Below are 16,873 nucleotides of genomic sequence, written 5' to 3'. Positions count from 1 at the left end.
TTCAGCTGATCTCTGGCTCGACGATCGAGAACGGGACGATGGAGCGCGGCGGCACCGTCTCACCGCGCATCTGGGCGAGCAGCAGGTCCACCGCCTGCCGGCCCATCTCCCGCTGGTTCTGGCGTACGTGGAGAAAAGGCGGCCCGGCGACGGGGTCCAGCGGCGAGTCGAAGCAGGCGATGAGCGGCCGCGGCTCGGTCTCCGCGATGGCCCGGCTCATCACCCGCGCCAGGTTGTACTCGCACACCACGAACGCGGTCACCTCGGGTTCGCGGGCCTGGAAGTCGTGGATGCGCTCGACGTCGGCGAGCACGTTCTCCGGGGTGAACGCGCCCGGCAGCGTGCTGGACAGGCCGGTGAGCTGGCGGGCGTTGTCGAGCGACAGGCCGCGCCCGGCGAAGGCGGCGCGAAAGCCCTCAAGGCGCTCCTCGATGCTGGAGGTGTTCTCCGGCGGCGGCGAGACGAACGCGACCTGCCGGTGCCCCTGGTCGAGCACGCGCTCGGTGAGGGCACGGGCGGCGGCGACGTTGTCGGTGTGCACGGCGCACACCTGGATGCCGACGAGATAGCGATCGACGAGCACCAGCGGGAAGCCGTCGAGGATGGTCCGCAGCAGGCCGGCGTTGTAGTACTCGCCGTGCACGGGGAACACGATCAGCCCTTCGGCCAGCCCGGCGTCGACCATCGACTCGATGGCCTTCTCCTCCTCTTCCTGGCTGCCGCGGGTCCGCTTGATCACCAGGTTGATGCCGCGCTCGGCGCAGCGCTCCTCCACGGCGCAGAGCAGCTCAAGCCCGTACGCCTCGGACGCGTCCGGATAGATCATCGCGATCGTGCCGGGCACCCGCTCGCCCTCGCCGGCCGCAGTGCTGGACGGTGAGAGCTCCAGGGCGTCGAGGTCGGGCAGTTCGGCGGCCACGAACGAACCCTTGCCGCGGATCCGCTGCACCACTCCGGCCTGCCGCAGCACCTCCAGCGCCTTCTTCGAGGTGATCCGGCTGACCTCGAAGCGCTCGGCCAGCTCCATCTCCGAGGGGACGCGGTCGCCGGGGTTCAGCGCTCCCCTCCGGAGCTCGTCCAGGAGGTATTCGATGATCCGCTCGTACAGAAGCGGGCCTCTCGCAGCCACTCTTCCCCTTCATAGGTTGGTATGTCACCTTGTCTTGGTATATATCATCTCATAGATCGGCATAATGTACATATTGACTTATGCCAACTTAGTTCCTACGTTTCCCTCAAGTGACATCTCGCGCACCTCACGAAGGGAAACGCGTGAACCCTGTCCCCCCAGTGCTGCTCGGCGTGGCCGAAGACGTACGAACGCGCCTCGCGCCCCGCTTCCCCGAGGCCGCCGCCATGTTCCGGCAGTGCTTTCTCAACACGCTGGAGACCACGGTCAAGCGGCTGCCCGACGGGACGACGTTCGTGCTGACCGGCGACATCCCGGCCATGTGGCTCCGCGACTCGGCCTCCCAGATCGAGCCGTACGTGCGTTACGCCGCGGAAGACGACGACCTGCGGGCCATGGTCCGCGGGGTGATCCGCCGCCAGGCCCGCTACGTCGCGCTCGACCCGTACGCCAACGCCTTCAACGAGACCCCCGACGGCCAGGGCCACCAGGACGACCGCACCGAGCTCACCCCCTGGGTCTGGGAGCGCAAGTGGGAGCTGGACTCGCTGTGCCACCCGCTGCGGCTGCTGCACCTCTACCACACGGCCACGGGCGACGCCGAGGTGTTCGACGAGGACGTGCACCGCATGCTCACCGTCGCCGTCGCGACCATGCGCACCGAGCAGCACCCCGAGTCCTCGCACTACCGCTTCGAACGCCCGCACCCCCAGCAGCCCACCGACACCCTCGTCAACGGCGGGCGCGGCCCCGAGTGCGGCTACACCGGCATGGTCCGCTCGGCGTTCCGGCCCAGCGACGACGCCTGCACCTACGGCTTCCTGGTCCCGGCCAACATGTTCGCGGTCGTCGTGCTCGGCCACGTCGCCGCCTTCGCCCGCGACTTCTACGCCGACGCCGCCCTGGCCGACGACGCCGCCGCGCTGCGCGACGAGATCGAGGAGGGCATCAAGCGGTACGCGATCGTCGACCATCCCCGCCACGGCCCCGTCTACGCGTACGAGACCGACGGCCTCGGCAATCACCTGCTGATGGACGACGCGAACATCCCGAGCCTGCTGTCCATCCCCTACCTCGGCTACCGCCCGGCCACGGACCCGACGTACCGCAACACCAGGGCCTTCGTGCTCAGCCCCGGCAACCCGTACTACAGCGAGGGCAGACACGCGCGCGGCATCGGCAGCCCGCACACCAAGCCCGGCCAGGTCTGGCCGATGTCGCTGGCCATGCAGGGCCTCACCAGCACCGACCAGGAGGAGCGCGCCGAGCTGCTGACCACGCTCGCCGCCACCACGGCCGGCACCGGCTACATCCACGAGAGCTTCGACCCCGACGACCCCGGCGTGTTCACCCGCCCCTGGTTCGGCTGGGCCAACAGCCTGTACGCGCAGTTCGCCATGGAGGTGGCGCTGACATGACACAGACGCTCGCCAGGCCTAGCGGCCGGCCGGGCCTCACCCGGCGGCCGGCGGCACCGTGCCAGGCCCCGGCGTTCCCTGCTGGCCAGGCACCAGGCGCGGGCCGGGGTGCTGTTCGCCACGCCGCCGATGGTGCTGTTCGTCGTCTTCACCGTGCTGCCGGTGATCGGCGCGCTCGGCCTGAGCTTCACCAGCTACGACGTCTTCAGCCCGCCGTCGTGGGTCGGCCTGGAGAACTACGCCAGGCTGCTGGAGGACGTCACCTTCTTCACCACGCTGAAGAACATCCTGCTCTACTGCGCGATGTTCGTCCCGCTGATGATCGCCGCCTCGCTGCTGCTGGCGGTGGCGCTCAACAGCAGGCTCCCGGCGATGGGCATCTTCCGCACCGTCTACTACATCCCGGTGGTGACCTCGCCGGTGGCCGCCGCGACCGTGTGGACCTGGATGCTCAACAGCCACTACGGGCCGGTCAACGAGATCCTCGGCTTCTTCGGCATCCCCGGCCCCGCGTGGGTGGGCGACAGCAGCACGGCCATGCTCTCGATCGTGATCGTCACGCTCTGGCAGGGCGTCGGCTCCAACATGCTGATCTACCTCGCCGGCCTGCAGAACATCCCCAAGCACCTGTACGAGGCCGCCGCGCTGGACGGGGCCGGCCGCTGGGCGACGTTCGCCCACGTCACCTGGCCACAGCTCCGGCTGACCACGCTGTTCGTCACGACCCTGTCGCTGATCGGCGCCTTCCAGCTCTTCGACCAGGCGTACGTGATGACCAAGGGCGGGCCCGGCAACTCCACGCTCACGCCCGTCTACCAGATCTACGAGACCGCGTTCAACCGGCTGCAGATGGGCTACGCCTCGGCGCAGGCGTTCACGCTCTTCCTCATCATCGTGGCGGTCACCGTGATCAACATGCGGATCAACCGGAGTGACGAGACATGACCATGGCCAGGCGGATCAGGATCGCGCTGTTCTACATCGTGCTCACGGTCGTCGGGCTGTTCATGCTGCTGCCGTTCCTGTGGTCGCTCAGCACGTCGCTCAAGCCCGACAACGAGATCATCTCGTTGCCGATCAAGTGGCTGCCCAGCTCGATCACCTTCGAGCACTACTGGACGGCGTTCACCATGGTGCCGTTCGCCCGCCACTTCGCGAACTCGATGCTGCTCGCCGTGGCGGGCGTCATCACGAACCTGCTGCTCGGCGCGATGGCCGGGTACGCCTTCGCGCGGCTGCCGTTCCGCGGCAGCAAGGTGCTGTTCCGGCTGCTGCTCGCCTCGATGATGGTGCCGGCCGTGGTGACGCTGGTGCCGTCGTTCCTCATCGTGCGCAGCATGCCGCTCGCGGGCGGCAACGACATCACCGGGCAGGGCGGCATCGGGCTGCTGAACACGTACTGGGCGGTCATCCTGCCCGGTGCGGTCGGCGCGTTCGCGGTGTTCATGATGCGGCAGTTCTTCCTCTCCCTGCCCAAGGACCTCGGCGAGGCCGCCCGCGTGGACGGCTGCCCCGAGTTCCGCATCTTCTGGAAGATCTACCTGCCGCTGTGCCGGCCCGCGCTGGCCACGCTCGCGGTGTTCACGTTCGTCGCGGGCTGGAACGGCTTCCTCTGGCCGCTCATCGTGCTCAACGACCCCGACATGAGCACCATCCAGATGAGCCTGGCCGCCTTCTCCTTCAACCGCCAGACCGACTACGGGCCGCTCATGGCCGGATCGATCGTCGCCATGGCGCCCACCCTGCTGCTGTTCGCCTTCGCGCAGCGCTACCTCACCCGGGGCCTCGCCTTCACCGGCTCCGGCCTCCAATGACCAGGTCTTTCACGAAGATCTCCACGAAAGGAATGAGCCGCCGATGCACGCGACCCTGACCAGGCGGCTGGCGGCCGCCGCACTCGCCGTCGCAACGGTGATCACCACCGGCTGCGCCTCCTCATCCGGCACCTCCTCCTCGTCGTCCGACGGGGTGGTTCGGCTCAAATTCTGGGGCGACTGGTCCGGCGAGGGCGAGCAGCAGTTCAAGACGATGACCGAGGCCTTCAACAAGTCCCACCCGAAGATCCAGGTCGAGTACGTCGTCCAGGAGGACATCCTCACCAAGTTCCTGACCGCCTCCACCTCCGGCCAGGCCCCCGACATCATGTTCTGGGACCGCTGGCGCACCGCCAGCTACGCGCCCAAGAACGTCCTGCTCCCCCTCGACGACCTGCTGAAGAAGGACGGCATCCCCAAGGAGCGCTTCTACGGCGAGGCCATGCGCGAGCTGACCCACGACGGCAAGCTGTACGGCCTGCCGCTCACCGTGGACGCCCGCGCCCTGTTCTACAACAAGGCCCACCTGAAGGAGGCGGGCCTGGAGCCCCCGCGCACCTGGGACGAGCTGGAGAAGGCCGCGGTGAAGCTGACCAAGCGCGAGGGCGGCAAGCTCGTCCGCGCCGGGCTGTCCATGGACGACACCGGCCTGTTCAGCATGTACCTGCGCCAAGCCGGCGGCCAGATGGTCACCGACGACTGCTCGCGCACCGCGTTCAACGGCCCGCAGGGCCGGCAGGTGCTCGGCCTGTGGGACCGGATGGCCAAGGCCGGCGTCTACCAGAGCGGCTTCGAAAAGGGCCTCGGCGAGGGCACCGACGCCTTCGCCACCGGCAAGGTCTCCATGATCCTCACCGGGCCCTGGAACATCACCACGTACAAGAAGTACGGCAAGGACCTCGACTTCGGCATCGTGCCGCCGCCCGCCGGGCCGCAGGGCGACAAGGCCAGCCTCATGGGCGGCTTCGGCCTGGTGATCCCGCGCGCCTCCAAGCAGCAGGACGCCGCCTGGGAGTTCATCAAGTGGTGGGCGGCCGAGAAGGACAACGCCATGCTGTGGGCCAAGACCAGTCTGAACATCCCCGGCAACGTCGAGGCCGCGCAGGATCCGTTCTTCTCCGGCGACCCGTTCTGGAAGCCGATCCTGGAGACGCTGGAGTTCGCCAAGATCCGCCCCACCTGCGCCGGCTACCCGCCGATGGAGGAAGAGGCGCTCATCCCCAACCTCCAGCTCTTCCTGGAGGGCAAGGTCAGCGCACAGCAGGCCCTCGCCCAGGCGCAGCAGCAGGGCGACCGGGTGCTCAAGGACAACAACCTCAACTAAAAGGATGCGCCGGTGAGATCACGCCTCGCGGCTGCCTGCGTCGTGTTATCGGCAGCCCTCCTCCAGCCGCTCCAGCCGGCCCCGGCCGCCGCCACCGTTCCTGGTGACGCCGACGCGGCCATGTCGGCCTTCATCGCGACCTTCTGGGACCCGCAGAAGAAGTACTTCTACACCAACAGCGACAGAAAGATCCATCCCGAGCACGCACACGGCCCAGAAGGCGGCCTCTACACCGACTTCTGGTGGGAGGCCCAGCTCTGGGAGCTGGTCATGGACGCCTACGAACGCACCCGCGGCTCCACGTACCGCACGATGATCGACGACGTCTACGCCGGGTTCGTCGCCGCCTATCCGACGTTCGAGAACGACTTCAACGACGACCTGGGCTGGTGGGCGCTGGCCTGCGCGCGGGCGTACGAGATCACCGGGGACACCGCGTACCTGGACAGGTCGCGTGAGCTGTTCGAGCGGATCTGGGCCTTCCACGACTCGACGTACGGCGGCGGCATCTGGTGGCGCAGGAGCGTACGCGACCAGAAGAACGTCGCCACCAACGCCCCCGCCGTGCTCACCGCCACCAAGCTCTACACCGCCACCGGCGAGGCGAGCTACCTGGAACGGGCGCGCGGCCTGTTCGCCTGGATCAAGGAGAACCTCCAGGAGGACGGCCACGTCTACGACCACCTCCAGGACGCCGGCACCCTCGTGAAGTGGGACTTCACCTACAACTTCGGCACCTACATCAGCGCCGCCGCCGCGCTCCGCAAGGTCACCGGAGCGGACTCCTACCTGGACGACGCCCGCGCGGCGGCCGACTGGGCCACCACCTACCTCACCAACGGCGGCACGCTGCTGCACGAGGGCGTCGATGACGGCGGCGGCTTCAAGGCGCGGCTGGTCCGCGCGCTCAACACGCTCGTCAAGGAGCACGGCCAGCGCCAGTACCTGCCGTTCCTGCAGCGCAACGCCACCCAGGCGTGGAGCCACCGCCGCGCCACCGACAACCTGGTGGGCCCCGACTGGTCGGCGCCCGCGCCCGGCACGTACCTGCAGAGCCTGACCGCGGCGGCCCCCGTCAGCATGCTGCAGATCGTCCAGCCGGACGGCAACGCCGGGCTCCAGCCGGAGAACGGCGTCTACGAGGCCGAGAACGCCCGCCCGTCGGGCATCGGAGCCGAAAGCAGCCAGTCCGGCTTCAGCGGGCGCGGCTACCTCGCCGGCTGGAACAACCCGGACCAGACGCTCACCTTCCACGTCAACGTGCCCTCTGCCGGGGCGCACGAGCTGCGCCTGCGCTACGCCGCCGGAGCGGGCGACGCCACCCGCCGCGTCCTCGTCAACGGCACCGAGGTGGCCGCCGCCCAGCCGTTCCCCTCCACCGGCGGCTGGGGCACCTGGAACACGGTCGTGCTCGACGGCGTCACCCTCGCCAAGGGGCACAACACGATCCGGCTGGAGATGGGCTCGAACTTCCTCAACCTCGACAGGCTCGACGTCTCCGCCCAGCACCAGGCCGAGTCGGGCACCCTGCGCGGCGTCGGCACCGAGTCCGCCCACGCCGGCTACACCGGCACCGGGTACGTCGCCGGCTGGAACGCGGGCGGCCAGTCGGTGACGCTGCGTCCCAACGTGAGCAGGGCCGGCAGGTACGACTTCACCTTCCGCTATGCCGCCGCCGCGGGCGACGCCGTACGCAGGATCGTCGTCAACGGCGCCGAGGCCGCCGGGGCCCAGCGCTTCCCCGCCAGCGGATCCTGGACCGAGTGGAAGACGGTCACCGTGCCGGACGTGCCGCTCCGCAAGGGCGCCAACACCGTCGCGGTCGCGTTCAGCTCCGCCACGGGCAGCACGAACCGGCTCAACCTCGACGCGATGACCCTCCGCTACACCGGCACTTCCTGACCATCGGCGACAGGAGGAGCGGACCTGCGCGCGCCCGCGCAGGTCCGCGCGGCGGCGTACCAGGCGCTCGCCGCGACGCCGGGGATCCGGAACGCGCGGCCTGATCGCGGCCGCTCAGCCCGCGGCCGCCCAGGCGCCGGCCACGATCGCCTACGCCCAGCGAACGACGACCTGGGAAGTGGTGCTCACCAGCGGCAAGGTGGTGAAGGTGCCCGAGGCGCTGACCGTAGCGCCCAAGGACGCGGTCAACGCGGGGGCCCGCGCCCCGTTCCTGATCAGCGCCGACGGCCGGCACATCTTCCGCGCAAGTCCCTGAGGCCGCCGGAGAAGACGGACGCCCGGGGTCTGGGCGCGTTCAGCCCCGACGGCAAGCGGCTGCTGGTCCAGGGGGAGGGACAGGCCGTCGTCTTCGACCGTGCGCTGCGCTCCCGGCTGCGGCTGAAGACGAAGCTCGCGCCGGAGGCGCTGGCGGGCGACTACACGACCTCGGCCGTGCTGGTCGGCACGGCCTGGCAAGTACCGGAAGCTGCGCCTGCTGAACCTGCGTACCGGACGGGCGGGCGCCACGGTGAGCGTGAAGCTGCCGCGCGGGCAGTACATCGACGACGTCGACGTCGACCGGTCGAAGCGGCTGATCGTGTGCTCCAAGACCGCGAGCGGGGTGGCGATCTACCAGGTGTCACACCAGACGGGCGCGGTGAAGACGCTCAAAAAGATCAAGCGGCCGAACGTAGCGACCTGGGTGCTCCCAGGCGACGACACCTACGAGCGGTGGACCGAGCGGAAGTGAGCAGCCTGCGCCCCTGATCCGGTCCGCGTCTTCGAAACGCCCGCGTTTCAAAGACGCGGACCGGGCCGATCAGGCGCCGGGGCGTACCAGACCGCTCTCATAGGCCAGGATGACGAGCTGCACCCTGTCACGCACGCCCAGCTTGGCGATGGCCCTCGTGATGTGGGTCTTGGCCGTGAGCGGGCTGATGACGAGCCGTTCGGCGATCTCGTTGTTGGACAGGCCGAGCGCCACCAGCCGTACCGCCTCCAGCTCCCGTGAGGTGAGCGCGGCCAGCCGCTGATCCGGGCCGGGCATGTGGCCGGGCCGGTGGGCGAACTGCTCGATGACGCGCCGCGTCACGCCCGGCGACAGGAGCGCGTCTCCCCCGGCGACGGCGGCGACCGCCCTGCGCAGCTCGGCGGGTTCGACCTCTTTGGTGAGGAAGCCGCTGGCGCCCGCGCGCAGGGCGGCGAAGATGTGCTCGTCGGTGTCGAACGTGGTGAGGATGATGACCCGGCACCCCTTGGTCTCCGGGTCCGTGACGATGCGGCGGGTGGCGGTGATGCCGTCGGTGCCCGGCATGCGGATGTCCATGAGGATCACGTCGGGGCGGGCGCCGGCGGCCAGCCGTACGGTCTCGTCGCCGTCCTGCGCCTCGCCGACGACCGTGATGTCCCGGGAGCGGGCCAGCAGGCTGCGGAAGCCGGCCCGGACGAGTGCCTGGTCGTCGGCGAGAAGCACCTTGATCGTCATGCCGTCGAGCCTGCCACAGGGATGCCGGCCCGTACGGCGAAGCCGCCGCCGGGTGCGGGTCCCGCCGTGAGCGTGCCCCCGAGTGCGCTCACCCGCTCCCGCATGCCGGCCAGGCCGTGGCCCTCGACGACCTCGGCGCCGTCCGGGACACCGCGGCCGTTGTCGGCGATCTCGACGGTGATCGAACGCGGCCCGTACCCGATCGTCACCCTGGCCTCGCTCGCCTGCGCGTGCTTGAGCGTGTTGGCGAGGGACTCCTGCACGACACGGTGCACGGCGATGGCGGTCACGGCGGGGACGGCGGCGCGGTCACCGTCCTCGTCGAGCGTCACCTTCAGCCCGCCCGCCCGCGCGTCTTCGATCAGCGCGTCCAGGGAGGACAGGTCCGCCTGCGGCGCGGTGCCCTCCGGGCCGTCGCGCAAGACCGTGATGAGGGAGCGGAGGTCGGCCATCGCCCGGTTCCTGACGTCCTTGGCCACCCGCAGCGCTTCGGCGGCCGCCGCCGGGTCCTCCTCGTCAAGGGCGTCGGCGGCCACGTTGAGCTGCACGCCCACGACCGCCAGCGTGTGGGCGATGACGTCGTGCACCTCGTGCGAGACGCGCAGCCGTTCCTCGGCGGCGTGCGCGCGGCGGTCGGTCTCACGCAGCCGCTCACGCCAGCGCAGCGCGGCCGCGTAGGTGACGCCCGCCGCGACGAGGATCGCCAGCAGCACCCCCTCCCCGATGACGTGGATGAGGTAGCGGGGCAGGTTGCGCTCGATGAGCCAGCGCGCGTCGAACCCGGAGTACACCAGCTGGGCCACGCCGATGGCGGCCACCCAGCGTACGTGTGGGGTGGTGGCGGCGGTGAAGTACGCGACCGCCGCCGGCCAGATCCAGCCGGCCGGAGGCCAATGCCCGGTCAGGTGATAGACGAAGATTCCCGCGACCGACAACAGCAGCACGGTCATCGGCCACCGGCGACGTACCAGGAGCAGCGCGCCGAGGAACGCGCCGAGCTGAATCGCGCCGTCCCACGGGTTGTGCACCCCGGTGGCGAGGGCCACGGCCACGAAGAAGACCAGGGTGAGGACGGCGAGCGTCGTATCGGTGATCCGGGCGAGGTGCCGGACGAGCGCGGGTTCGCGCCGCGGCGGCGACTCTGGCATGCGAAGGCTCACTCTCGGCTGGTTCAGACGTGCGTGACCAGCAGTGTCACACCGGCCTCGCCGCCGCAATCGACGAACACCGGGCCCACGCCGTTACCGATCCTGGGGTCGAGGGCCGCCTTGGCCACGAACCCCTTCGGGTCGTCCTTGACGATGCGGATGTTCCGCAGCACCGGGTTCTTCCTGTCCAGCCCGGCGAGCACGGCCTTGAGCCCCTTGCCGCCGCCGCAGTGCCCGGTGATCGTCACCTCCTGGCCGCGCTTGGTGGTGGGGTTGGGGCTGACCTGCACCACCGCCCTGGCGCCCTTCGGCGCGGCCGCCTCGCTCACCGTACTCGCCTGGCCGGTCTGGGCTACTTGGCTCGCCTGCGCTGCCTGGCCCGCCTGGGTTGCCTGGGCTGTCTTGCCCGCCTGCGCTGTCTTGCCCGCCTGCGCTGCTTGGGCTGCATGACCCGCCTGCGCTGCCTTGCCCGCCTGCGCTGTTTGGGCGCCGGCAGGCGTGCTCGCTGCGGCGAGCAGCCCGGCCGTCAGGCCGAGCCCGGCGATCGCGGCCAGCACACTCTTGCTCATCACGGTTCCCCTCTGTCGGGCTTCGATCATCTCGGTGGGAGACGCTAGGCCCGGCGGCACCAGGAGCACATCGTCCGTTGATCGTCACTTCGCGGTGCTCCGTTCGCCGTACGCACTACACCGGACGGAGTACGTGATGGCGAGCCGGGAGGCGGTGGTGCCAGGACTACCCCCGGCACTCGCCCGTCCACCAGTGTGCGCTCCGGCCTGCGGCGCTTGGATCGTTGCCGTGACGACGAACGAGAGTTTCCCCGGCCGATGGATCGAAGGCGCCGGGCTGGTCCTGGGGCCGTTGCTGGTGATGAGCGGCGTACTGAGGATCGCCTCCACGCACCCGCGCCTCGCCCAATGGGGCCTGGCCCTCACCCTGGCCGGCCTGTTCGCCCGCACCTTCCACGCCGGCATCGTCCACCTGGCCTTCCAGTTGGTGCACGTCCAGGGCTTGAGCGCGGCGCGGCAGGCGATCACCGCGCAGTACGGCTCGTTCCACATCTTCCAGACGATCAACCTGGCCACGATGGCCGGCTGGATCGTGCTCGCGGCCGGCGCGTGGCGCGCGGGCGTGCTCGGGCCAGCGCAGTCGGCGGGCTTGGCACTGATGGCGGCGATGCCGCTCGGGGTGCTCAAGGGCACCGGCGTGACATCGATCGTCGCCGCAGCCGGACTGTGCGTCGCCCTCGTCCCGCTCGGCGTCAAGGTCCTGTCGCAGGGACCGGCGCCCAGGTGGTGGACGTATCCCCTGGCCGCCGCCGTCACGACCACCTCCGTCCTGATCAGCCTCCTGGGCTAGACGGGCCGCTATGTGAAGCCGCCCCGCCCCGGCCGTCGCCGACATCGCGCAGCGCCTGCACATCGGCGCCGCGACCGTCAAGACGCACATCAGCAGGCTGCTCACCAAGCCCGACGCCGAGACCCGGGTCCACCTGGTGATCCAGGCGTACGAGTCGGGGCTGATCATGCCGGGCAGGTCGAGCAGCGCGTCGTGAGCTACGCAGCGCGTTGGGCGGCGGCCATGACGCCGTGCATGGCCCTACTCTGACGGGCACGGCCCCGCCATGAACACGGGAGCCCAATCGACGACCACGACTTCGCTATGAGGATCGCAGCTCCGCTGCCACCGCGCGTTCCCGCAGTTGCGCCGCCTCGCTCCGCACCGCCTCAAGCTCGGCCCGCAGATCCTCAAGCCGCACCCGCTCCAACCGCAGCTCCGCCTGCGCCTGGTCGCGTTCCTTGGCCGCCGCGTCGGCGCGGGACCGCTCGCGCGCGGTCGCCTTGCGCTCGCGTGCCAGCTCCGCCGCGCTCTCCTCCTCCAACGCGGCGAGCCGCTCGGCCAGGCGTTCGGACTCGGCCGTGGCCCGCGCGGCGTCCTTCAGCGCCACCGCCCGGTCCCGCTCGGCCTCGGCGGCGGTGCGCTCGGCAGTGACGGCCCGTTCGACGGCACGCTCGCGTTCCTGAGCCGCCACCTCCTCCCGGGCCTTCGCGCCGGCGGCCGCACGCTCGGCACGCTCGCGCTCCCGTACGGCCGCCGCCGCCTCCTCCCGCGCCCGGTCGCGCTCCTCACGAGCCAGTGCGGCGTCCTCCTTGGCCCGTACGACCTGCGCCTGTGCCTCCTCCTTGGCCCGCTTGACCTGGGCGTCGGCTGCTTCCTGCGCCTGCGCGACCTGCGTTTCGGCCTCCTGCCGCGCCAGCAGGATCTCCGCCTGCGCTTCCTCCCGGATCCGCTCGATCTCGGCCTGCGCCCGCTCCTCCGCTGCGGCGACCTCGGCCCGGGCGCGTTCCTGGGCCTCGGCGGTCTGGGCCTGCGCTTCGGCGATCTTCCGGTTGGCCAGCTCGACCCGTTCCGCCAGCTCTTGAACGGCCTGGTCCCGGGCCAGCGCGTTCAGCTCCGCTTCCCGTAGCGCCTCCTTGGCGCGCCGTTCGGCCAGCTCGGCCCGCCGCTTGGCCTCCTCGGCCGCCTGGAGCGCCTGGCGTTCGGTGCTTGCCGCCTCCCGCAGGGCCGCCAGCGCCTGTTCGCGTGCCCGCTCGGCATCGCCCAGCGCGGTCTCCCGCTCGATCTCGGCCTCCTCGAGCCGCTTGCGCATCTCCGCCGTCTGCCGCCGGGCGTGCTCGGCCGCCTCGCGTGCCAGGCGTACCTGCTCGAACGCCTGCTCCCGCTCCGTACGTGCGATCGCCACCCGCGTGTGCGCCTCAGCCTGCACGGCGCTGATCTTAGCCTCGACCCCGGCCGGGCTCAGCTCCTCGGCCAGGGCCTTCGCCAGCGGCTCGATCGCCGCCGCCAGCCCGGCCTCCATGCGCTCGTACAGCTGCTCGGCCCTGGCCAGCGCCCCCTCAAGCCCAGGGGTGGCGCGCCGCAGCTCGCGTTCCCGCTTGGCCGCCGCCTGGCAGTCCTTCTCCGGGCAGTACGACTTCGGCCGCCCTCTCCCCCGCCGCTGCTCGATCGGCGACCCACAGTGCTTGCACGGCGTCACCAGGACGTCTTTCTTGGCCTGCCGGGCGGCGGCCTCACGGATCAGCGGTTCGCCGTTGGTGTCGGGGAAGGTCACTGGTCTCGCTCTCTCACTTCAACTGGCAGTTCTTCGGGGAACGGGACGACGGCAGAGGCGCCACTAGAAGACCCCTCGATCGGAGCGCTAGCAGTCGCCATGATCACCATCCGCGGGCTTCTCCGGCTGCTGCAACACGCAGAACTCGTTGCCGTCGGGGTCGGCGAGCACGTACCAGGTCCAGCCGTCCTCCTCGATGGGATCGTCGGTGACGCGCCGCGCCCCCAGGGCCACCAGTCTGGCGACTTCCGCCTCCAGGTCAGGTACGCGCAGATCCAGATGCAGCCGGTTCTTGGTCGTCTTCGGCTCCGGAACCCGCTGCAGAAGCAGCTCAATGCCGTTCCCGTCAGGCGGTTGCAGCGCCCGATAGCGCTCGCTCGAGCTCGGCTCGGTGGTGTAGCCGAGGACCCCGCACCAGAACGCCGCGGACCGATCGAGGTCGGCGCAGTCCAGGACCATCACCAGGGCGACATCCTCCCGCCCACCGAAACGCGTCGGTCCACCCGTCATAGCCTCACCCTCCACTGGTGTCGAACCCGAATGCGTACTGCCATGGAAGGGCCGGGAAAGGCCGGCTTGCCCGCAGCACCGCCGGCAGAGCGACCGGAACTGTGCGCCGTGGGGCGGTGCAGGTAGTGGCTTGCACGCTCGTACGCCGTACGGCGAGACCCCGGCCGCAACCGCACGGTCCACGGCCTCCTGCTTCCGACGGCGTCCGCGCCGAGGGAAGGCATGGAGCCAACACGCGGCATGAAGCCAGCGCACGGCAGGGAGGCAGCACGCGGAACGGTGTGCGAGACCGCGCGCGGGACGAAGCCGGCACGCGACACGGAGCCAGCGCGCGGAACGGTGCGCGAGACCGCGCGCGGGACGCCGGCACGCGGCAGGGAGCCAGCGCGCGGGACGGCGCGCGGGACGCTGCACTGACCACCACGCGCGAGCGTGCCTGAGACGGCGTCCGGACCGCGCCGATCCACCCGGCCGCAGCGCCGGCTCCCGGCAGACGACCGTAGGTGCGGCGCGAGAGCCGGCGCCGAGCCGCCGCCTCGCCGCCAGCGCTGAGCCGCAGCCTCGCCCTCCACGCAGTCGACGTACCGGCCACTCCTGCCGCCAGGGCACGTGGCAGTGGGCAGCCACACTTCGCTCGGTCGCACCGAGGAACGGGGATTTCGGCCCCTCATCTGGCACCGCCACCGCTGAGGTGACGGTGATGTGCGCTGCCGACGGGAGGCGCGCGGCGCGGACCGCTGGCCCCTCCAGCCGAGCACACACAGTCACGGAGCCCATCTCCAGAGTCACGCGGACAGCTTACCATTTTCTATTTTCTAGAAATTCAAATTCAGAAAATCAGATCCGTTGCGCGATCGGAGCTGTGAAGCTACTTGTGAGAAGGCAGAATTCCCGCAAGTAGCTGTCAGCGAGAACCTCTTTGCCGAACGTCACAAGCCCCAAGACGTGACCGAGCACGCCCCTTGCCGCGCGTCCCAGGCGACAGGGGTGCTCAGCGCTGGCTGTGGGGCGCGGCTCGGCGCCGGCTGTCGGGCCGTACGTACGGCACTCCGCACGTACGGACCGTGCCTCGCCCTTCAAGCAGAGACATACCGGGCACTCTCCTGTCGCCAGGACGCCGTGGCAGTGGGCAGGCACACTTCGCTCGGTCGCGCCGAGGAACGGGAAATCGACCCCTTGTCTGACACCCCTCCGCTGAGGTGACGGCGGGTGGAGTCAGAGGCGGTCCCGCCCACCGAGATCGGCGTGTCCGAGGGGCGTCCATGCCAGGGCAGGGCTGACACCTGCGAGCGGGACGGCATGATTCTGGCGGCGCACCAGATGGGGCGGTCATCCGACGGATCGGGCGGTCGTCCGACTGAGGGGCGGCCGGTATCGCGTTCGCGACCTCAGGGGACGGCACCGGCGCGACACCAGGGTGCCCCGAAACGACCACCGAGCGGCCATTGCCAGTCAACCTCGGCGGCAGGAGGGCCGTCGGCGGCCTCGCCGCGCCGCAACACCTCACGGACCTTGCGCTCGACGGCCTCCCATAGCGCGAGGAGGACGGCGGGGTCGAGGTTGCCCTGCACCGCCCTGCCGGGGCGCCTACGATGGGGACCACCGGCGTGAACCTCATGGGCGAGCTTGATGGCGTGGGCATGGTGCAGTGGACGGGTGTCGCCTTCGACGCATGCGGCCGTGCAGTACGTCAGCGGTGGGGGTGTCAGACGAGGCGCCGAGTTCCCTCTCCTCGCACGTCGCCTGCATGGACGGCGAAGCGACAGCTCGGCGCCCGCTCTCGCGCCGCACCTGCGGTCGTCTGCCGGGAGCCGGTGCTGCGGCCAGGCGGATCGGCCGCCGACGGTGCGGCGTCGTAGGATCGCGCACCGCTTGCCGTACGACAGTGGCCTGGTTGCTGCTGATCGGCGATGGTTCGGCGAGTTCGGACAAGTAGGCGCTGATAGTCGTACGGGAGCGCTTCTAGCCGGTGACAAAGCCAGTGAGTGTCGCGGTCGGCTCGCCCGAGGTGGAGCTGAAGGCCGAAGGCGCAGGCTCTTTCAGACGTCTGCTTCACCCGTAGTGGCCGGCCGCTCTGATCTCGCGGCGCCGACTGGCAGGGGTGTAAGGCCCTTCAAGTCGGCGATTCGGCCGTCGTAGTGAGCGGCGAACCGCCCATGGAAGGCGTGCGGGGAGACGCTGACGTTGGCCAGGTCGGTGCGAGATTCGTCAGGTACTGGATTGAACGGCATCGCAAGTCGCGGTTGCGATGCCGTACGAAGTGATCTCTCGGCAGGTGTCGGTGCCGGATCGCTGAACCCGGCTGGTAATGCCCTGTGATGTGGCCTCAACAGGAGCGACCCAATCGGTCAGGAATCGAGAAGCGCCTGGTCCTGGGCCGCACCTAGCGTGATCTGTCGTGGAGCGCAACGCGTAGGTGGCGGCCGCCCGCCGGCCATTGTCATGATCACCGTGGTGATGTGCTCGGCTGCGTAACGACCGATGAGTGCCGGGCAATGTCCCCGTATACGGCTCATCGCGACGACACCGAGCATCGGCTGACCCACCACAAAGACGTCTGGGTGAGCCGGGCCGTGGCGGAGGATCTGCGCGCTGCATCCATTGCCGCTGCCCTGCGGTCAGCGATGTCCGCAAGCGGCTGAACGTCCCACCCGGCAGGTCGCCCTGGCCGGGGTCGCCCGTCTCTCAGAGGAGGTCTCAATGACCGGGGACAAGTGGGTTCGGCAGACTCACCGCTGGCTGTCCATTTTCTTCACGGTGACCGTCCTGGTCGCTCTCGTCGCCGTGCTCCAGGAGGAGCCTCCCGAGTGGGTGTTCTACCTGCCGCTGCTCCCACTCGTCTTGCAGATGTTCACTGGCCTGTTCTTGTTCGTGTCACCGTACGTCGCCAGACGGCGCCGTGTGCAGCGCACCGCCCGGGAGGCATGACCCCGGACGAGGAGACGGCGGGACCGGCCGCCGGGCCGGTCTCCTCCATGCGATCAAGCGCGA

The 16,873-nt window shown here is 70.0% G+C and carries 17 protein-coding genes; 10 read left to right on the top strand and 7 right to left on the bottom strand.

Annotation, left to right across the window (positions count from 1 at the left end):
• Position 1: 1 nt before the first annotated feature.
• Entirely contained in the window at positions 2–1,129 is a 1,128-nt protein-coding gene (locus tag WBK31_RS15250; protein WP_406675076.1) for a substrate-binding domain-containing protein, read from the bottom strand.
• Positions 1,130–1,272: 143 nt separating this feature from the next.
• On the opposite strand from WBK31_RS15250, the gene WBK31_RS15245 reads away from it, so the two are divergent.
• The 7 genes from WBK31_RS15245 (at position 1,273) to WBK31_RS15215 (ending at position 8,377) form a co-directional block, all read left to right on the top strand.
• Entirely contained in the window at positions 1,273–2,547 is a 1,275-nt protein-coding gene (locus WBK31_RS15245) for a glycoside hydrolase family 125 protein (RefSeq protein ID WP_378788994.1), read from the top strand.
• A 108-nt stretch (positions 2,548–2,655) separates the two neighbouring features.
• Entirely contained in the window at positions 2,656–3,492 is an 837-nt protein-coding gene (locus WBK31_RS15240) for a carbohydrate ABC transporter permease (RefSeq protein WP_406675075.1), read from the top strand.
• Positions 3,489–4,361 (top strand): carbohydrate ABC transporter permease, encoded by an 873-nt coding sequence (locus WBK31_RS15235; protein WP_378788998.1) that lies wholly within the window; start codon positions 3,489–3,491, stop codon positions 4,359–4,361. The genes WBK31_RS15240 and WBK31_RS15235 overlap by 4 nt, the downstream gene beginning before the upstream one ends.
• Positions 4,362–4,404: 43 nt before the next feature.
• Entirely contained in the window at positions 4,405–5,685 is a 1,281-nt protein-coding gene (locus WBK31_RS15230) for an ABC transporter substrate-binding protein (RefSeq protein ID WP_364051060.1), read from the top strand.
• A gap of 12 nt (positions 5,686–5,697) precedes the next feature.
• Positions 5,698–7,587 (top strand): glycoside hydrolase family 76 protein, encoded by a 1,890-nt coding sequence (locus tag WBK31_RS15225; RefSeq protein ID WP_406675074.1) that lies wholly within the window; start codon positions 5,698–5,700, stop codon positions 7,585–7,587.
• Positions 7,588–7,765: 178 nt separating this feature from the next.
• Positions 7,766–7,903 carry a hypothetical protein gene (locus WBK31_RS15220; RefSeq protein WP_364051054.1) on the top strand — a complete coding sequence of 46 codons (138 nt, stop codon included), beginning with the start codon at positions 7,766–7,768 and terminating at the stop codon, positions 7,901–7,903.
• Between the two features lie 252 nt (positions 7,904–8,155).
• Complete coding sequence (locus tag WBK31_RS15215) at positions 8,156–8,377, top strand: hypothetical protein (protein ID WP_406675073.1); 222 nt, start codon at positions 8,156–8,158, stop codon at positions 8,375–8,377.
• Between the two features lie 69 nt (positions 8,378–8,446).
• Here WBK31_RS15215 and WBK31_RS15210 read toward each other — a convergent pair whose 3' ends face one another.
• Genes WBK31_RS15210 through WBK31_RS15200 form a run of 3 tightly spaced genes read right to left on the bottom strand, consistent with a single transcriptional unit; the run spans position 8,447 to position 10,829 of the window.
• Positions 8,447–9,112: a response regulator transcription factor gene (locus tag WBK31_RS15210; protein ID WP_364051048.1), complete on the bottom strand. Its 666-nt coding sequence runs from the start codon at positions 9,110–9,112 to the stop codon at positions 8,447–8,449.
• Positions 9,109–10,260, bottom strand: a complete 1,152-nt coding sequence (locus WBK31_RS15205; protein WP_378789001.1) for a sensor histidine kinase — start codon at positions 10,258–10,260, stop codon at positions 9,109–9,111. Before WBK31_RS15205 ends, WBK31_RS15210 begins: the two co-directional genes overlap by 4 nt.
• Before the next feature lie 23 nt (positions 10,261–10,283).
• A complete protein-coding gene (locus WBK31_RS15200) occupies positions 10,284–10,829 on the bottom strand; it encodes a hypothetical protein (RefSeq protein ID WP_406675072.1) in 546 nt (181 codons plus the stop codon).
• A gap of 229 nt (positions 10,830–11,058) precedes the next feature.
• Between WBK31_RS15200 and WBK31_RS15195 the strand changes: the two genes are divergently transcribed.
• A complete protein-coding gene (locus tag WBK31_RS15195) occupies positions 11,059–11,619 on the top strand; it encodes a hypothetical protein (RefSeq protein ID WP_364051040.1) in 561 nt (186 codons plus the stop codon).
• 43 nt (positions 11,620–11,662) lie between these two features.
• Complete coding sequence (locus WBK31_RS15190; RefSeq protein WP_364057388.1) at positions 11,663–11,815, top strand: LuxR C-terminal-related transcriptional regulator; 153 nt, start codon at positions 11,663–11,665, stop codon at positions 11,813–11,815.
• A 105-nt stretch (positions 11,816–11,920) separates the two neighbouring features.
• On the opposite strand, the gene WBK31_RS15185 is transcribed toward WBK31_RS15190, so the two are convergent.
• From WBK31_RS15185 to WBK31_RS15175, 3 genes are all read right to left on the bottom strand, one after another.
• Complete coding sequence (locus WBK31_RS15185; RefSeq protein WP_378789007.1) at positions 11,921–13,372, bottom strand: hypothetical protein; 1,452 nt, start codon at positions 13,370–13,372, stop codon at positions 11,921–11,923.
• A gap of 87 nt (positions 13,373–13,459) precedes the next feature.
• The gene (locus tag WBK31_RS15180) at positions 13,460–13,882 is read right to left on the bottom strand and encodes a VOC family protein (protein WP_364051034.1); all 423 of its coding nucleotides are present in this window, start codon (positions 13,880–13,882) and stop codon (positions 13,460–13,462) included.
• 1,388 nt (positions 13,883–15,270) lie between these two features.
• Complete coding sequence (locus tag WBK31_RS15175) at positions 15,271–15,858, bottom strand: uroporphyrinogen decarboxylase family protein (protein WP_406675071.1); 588 nt, start codon at positions 15,856–15,858, stop codon at positions 15,271–15,273.
• A gap of 724 nt (positions 15,859–16,582) precedes the next feature.
• On the opposite strand from WBK31_RS15175, the gene WBK31_RS15170 reads away from it, so the two are divergent.
• The gene (locus WBK31_RS15170) at positions 16,583–16,810 is read left to right on the top strand and encodes a hypothetical protein (RefSeq protein WP_364051028.1); all 228 of its coding nucleotides are present in this window, start codon (positions 16,583–16,585) and stop codon (positions 16,808–16,810) included.
• Positions 16,811–16,873: the final 63 nt, after the last annotated feature.

The sequence above is a fragment of the Nonomuraea sp. N2-4H genome (genome assembly GCF_045291505.1).
Lineage (GTDB): Bacteria > Actinomycetota > Actinomycetes > Streptosporangiales > Streptosporangiaceae > Nonomuraea > Nonomuraea fastidiosa.
Note: the sequence above shows the minus strand (reverse complement) of the source record. Positions and strands in the feature narration are given on the sequence as shown.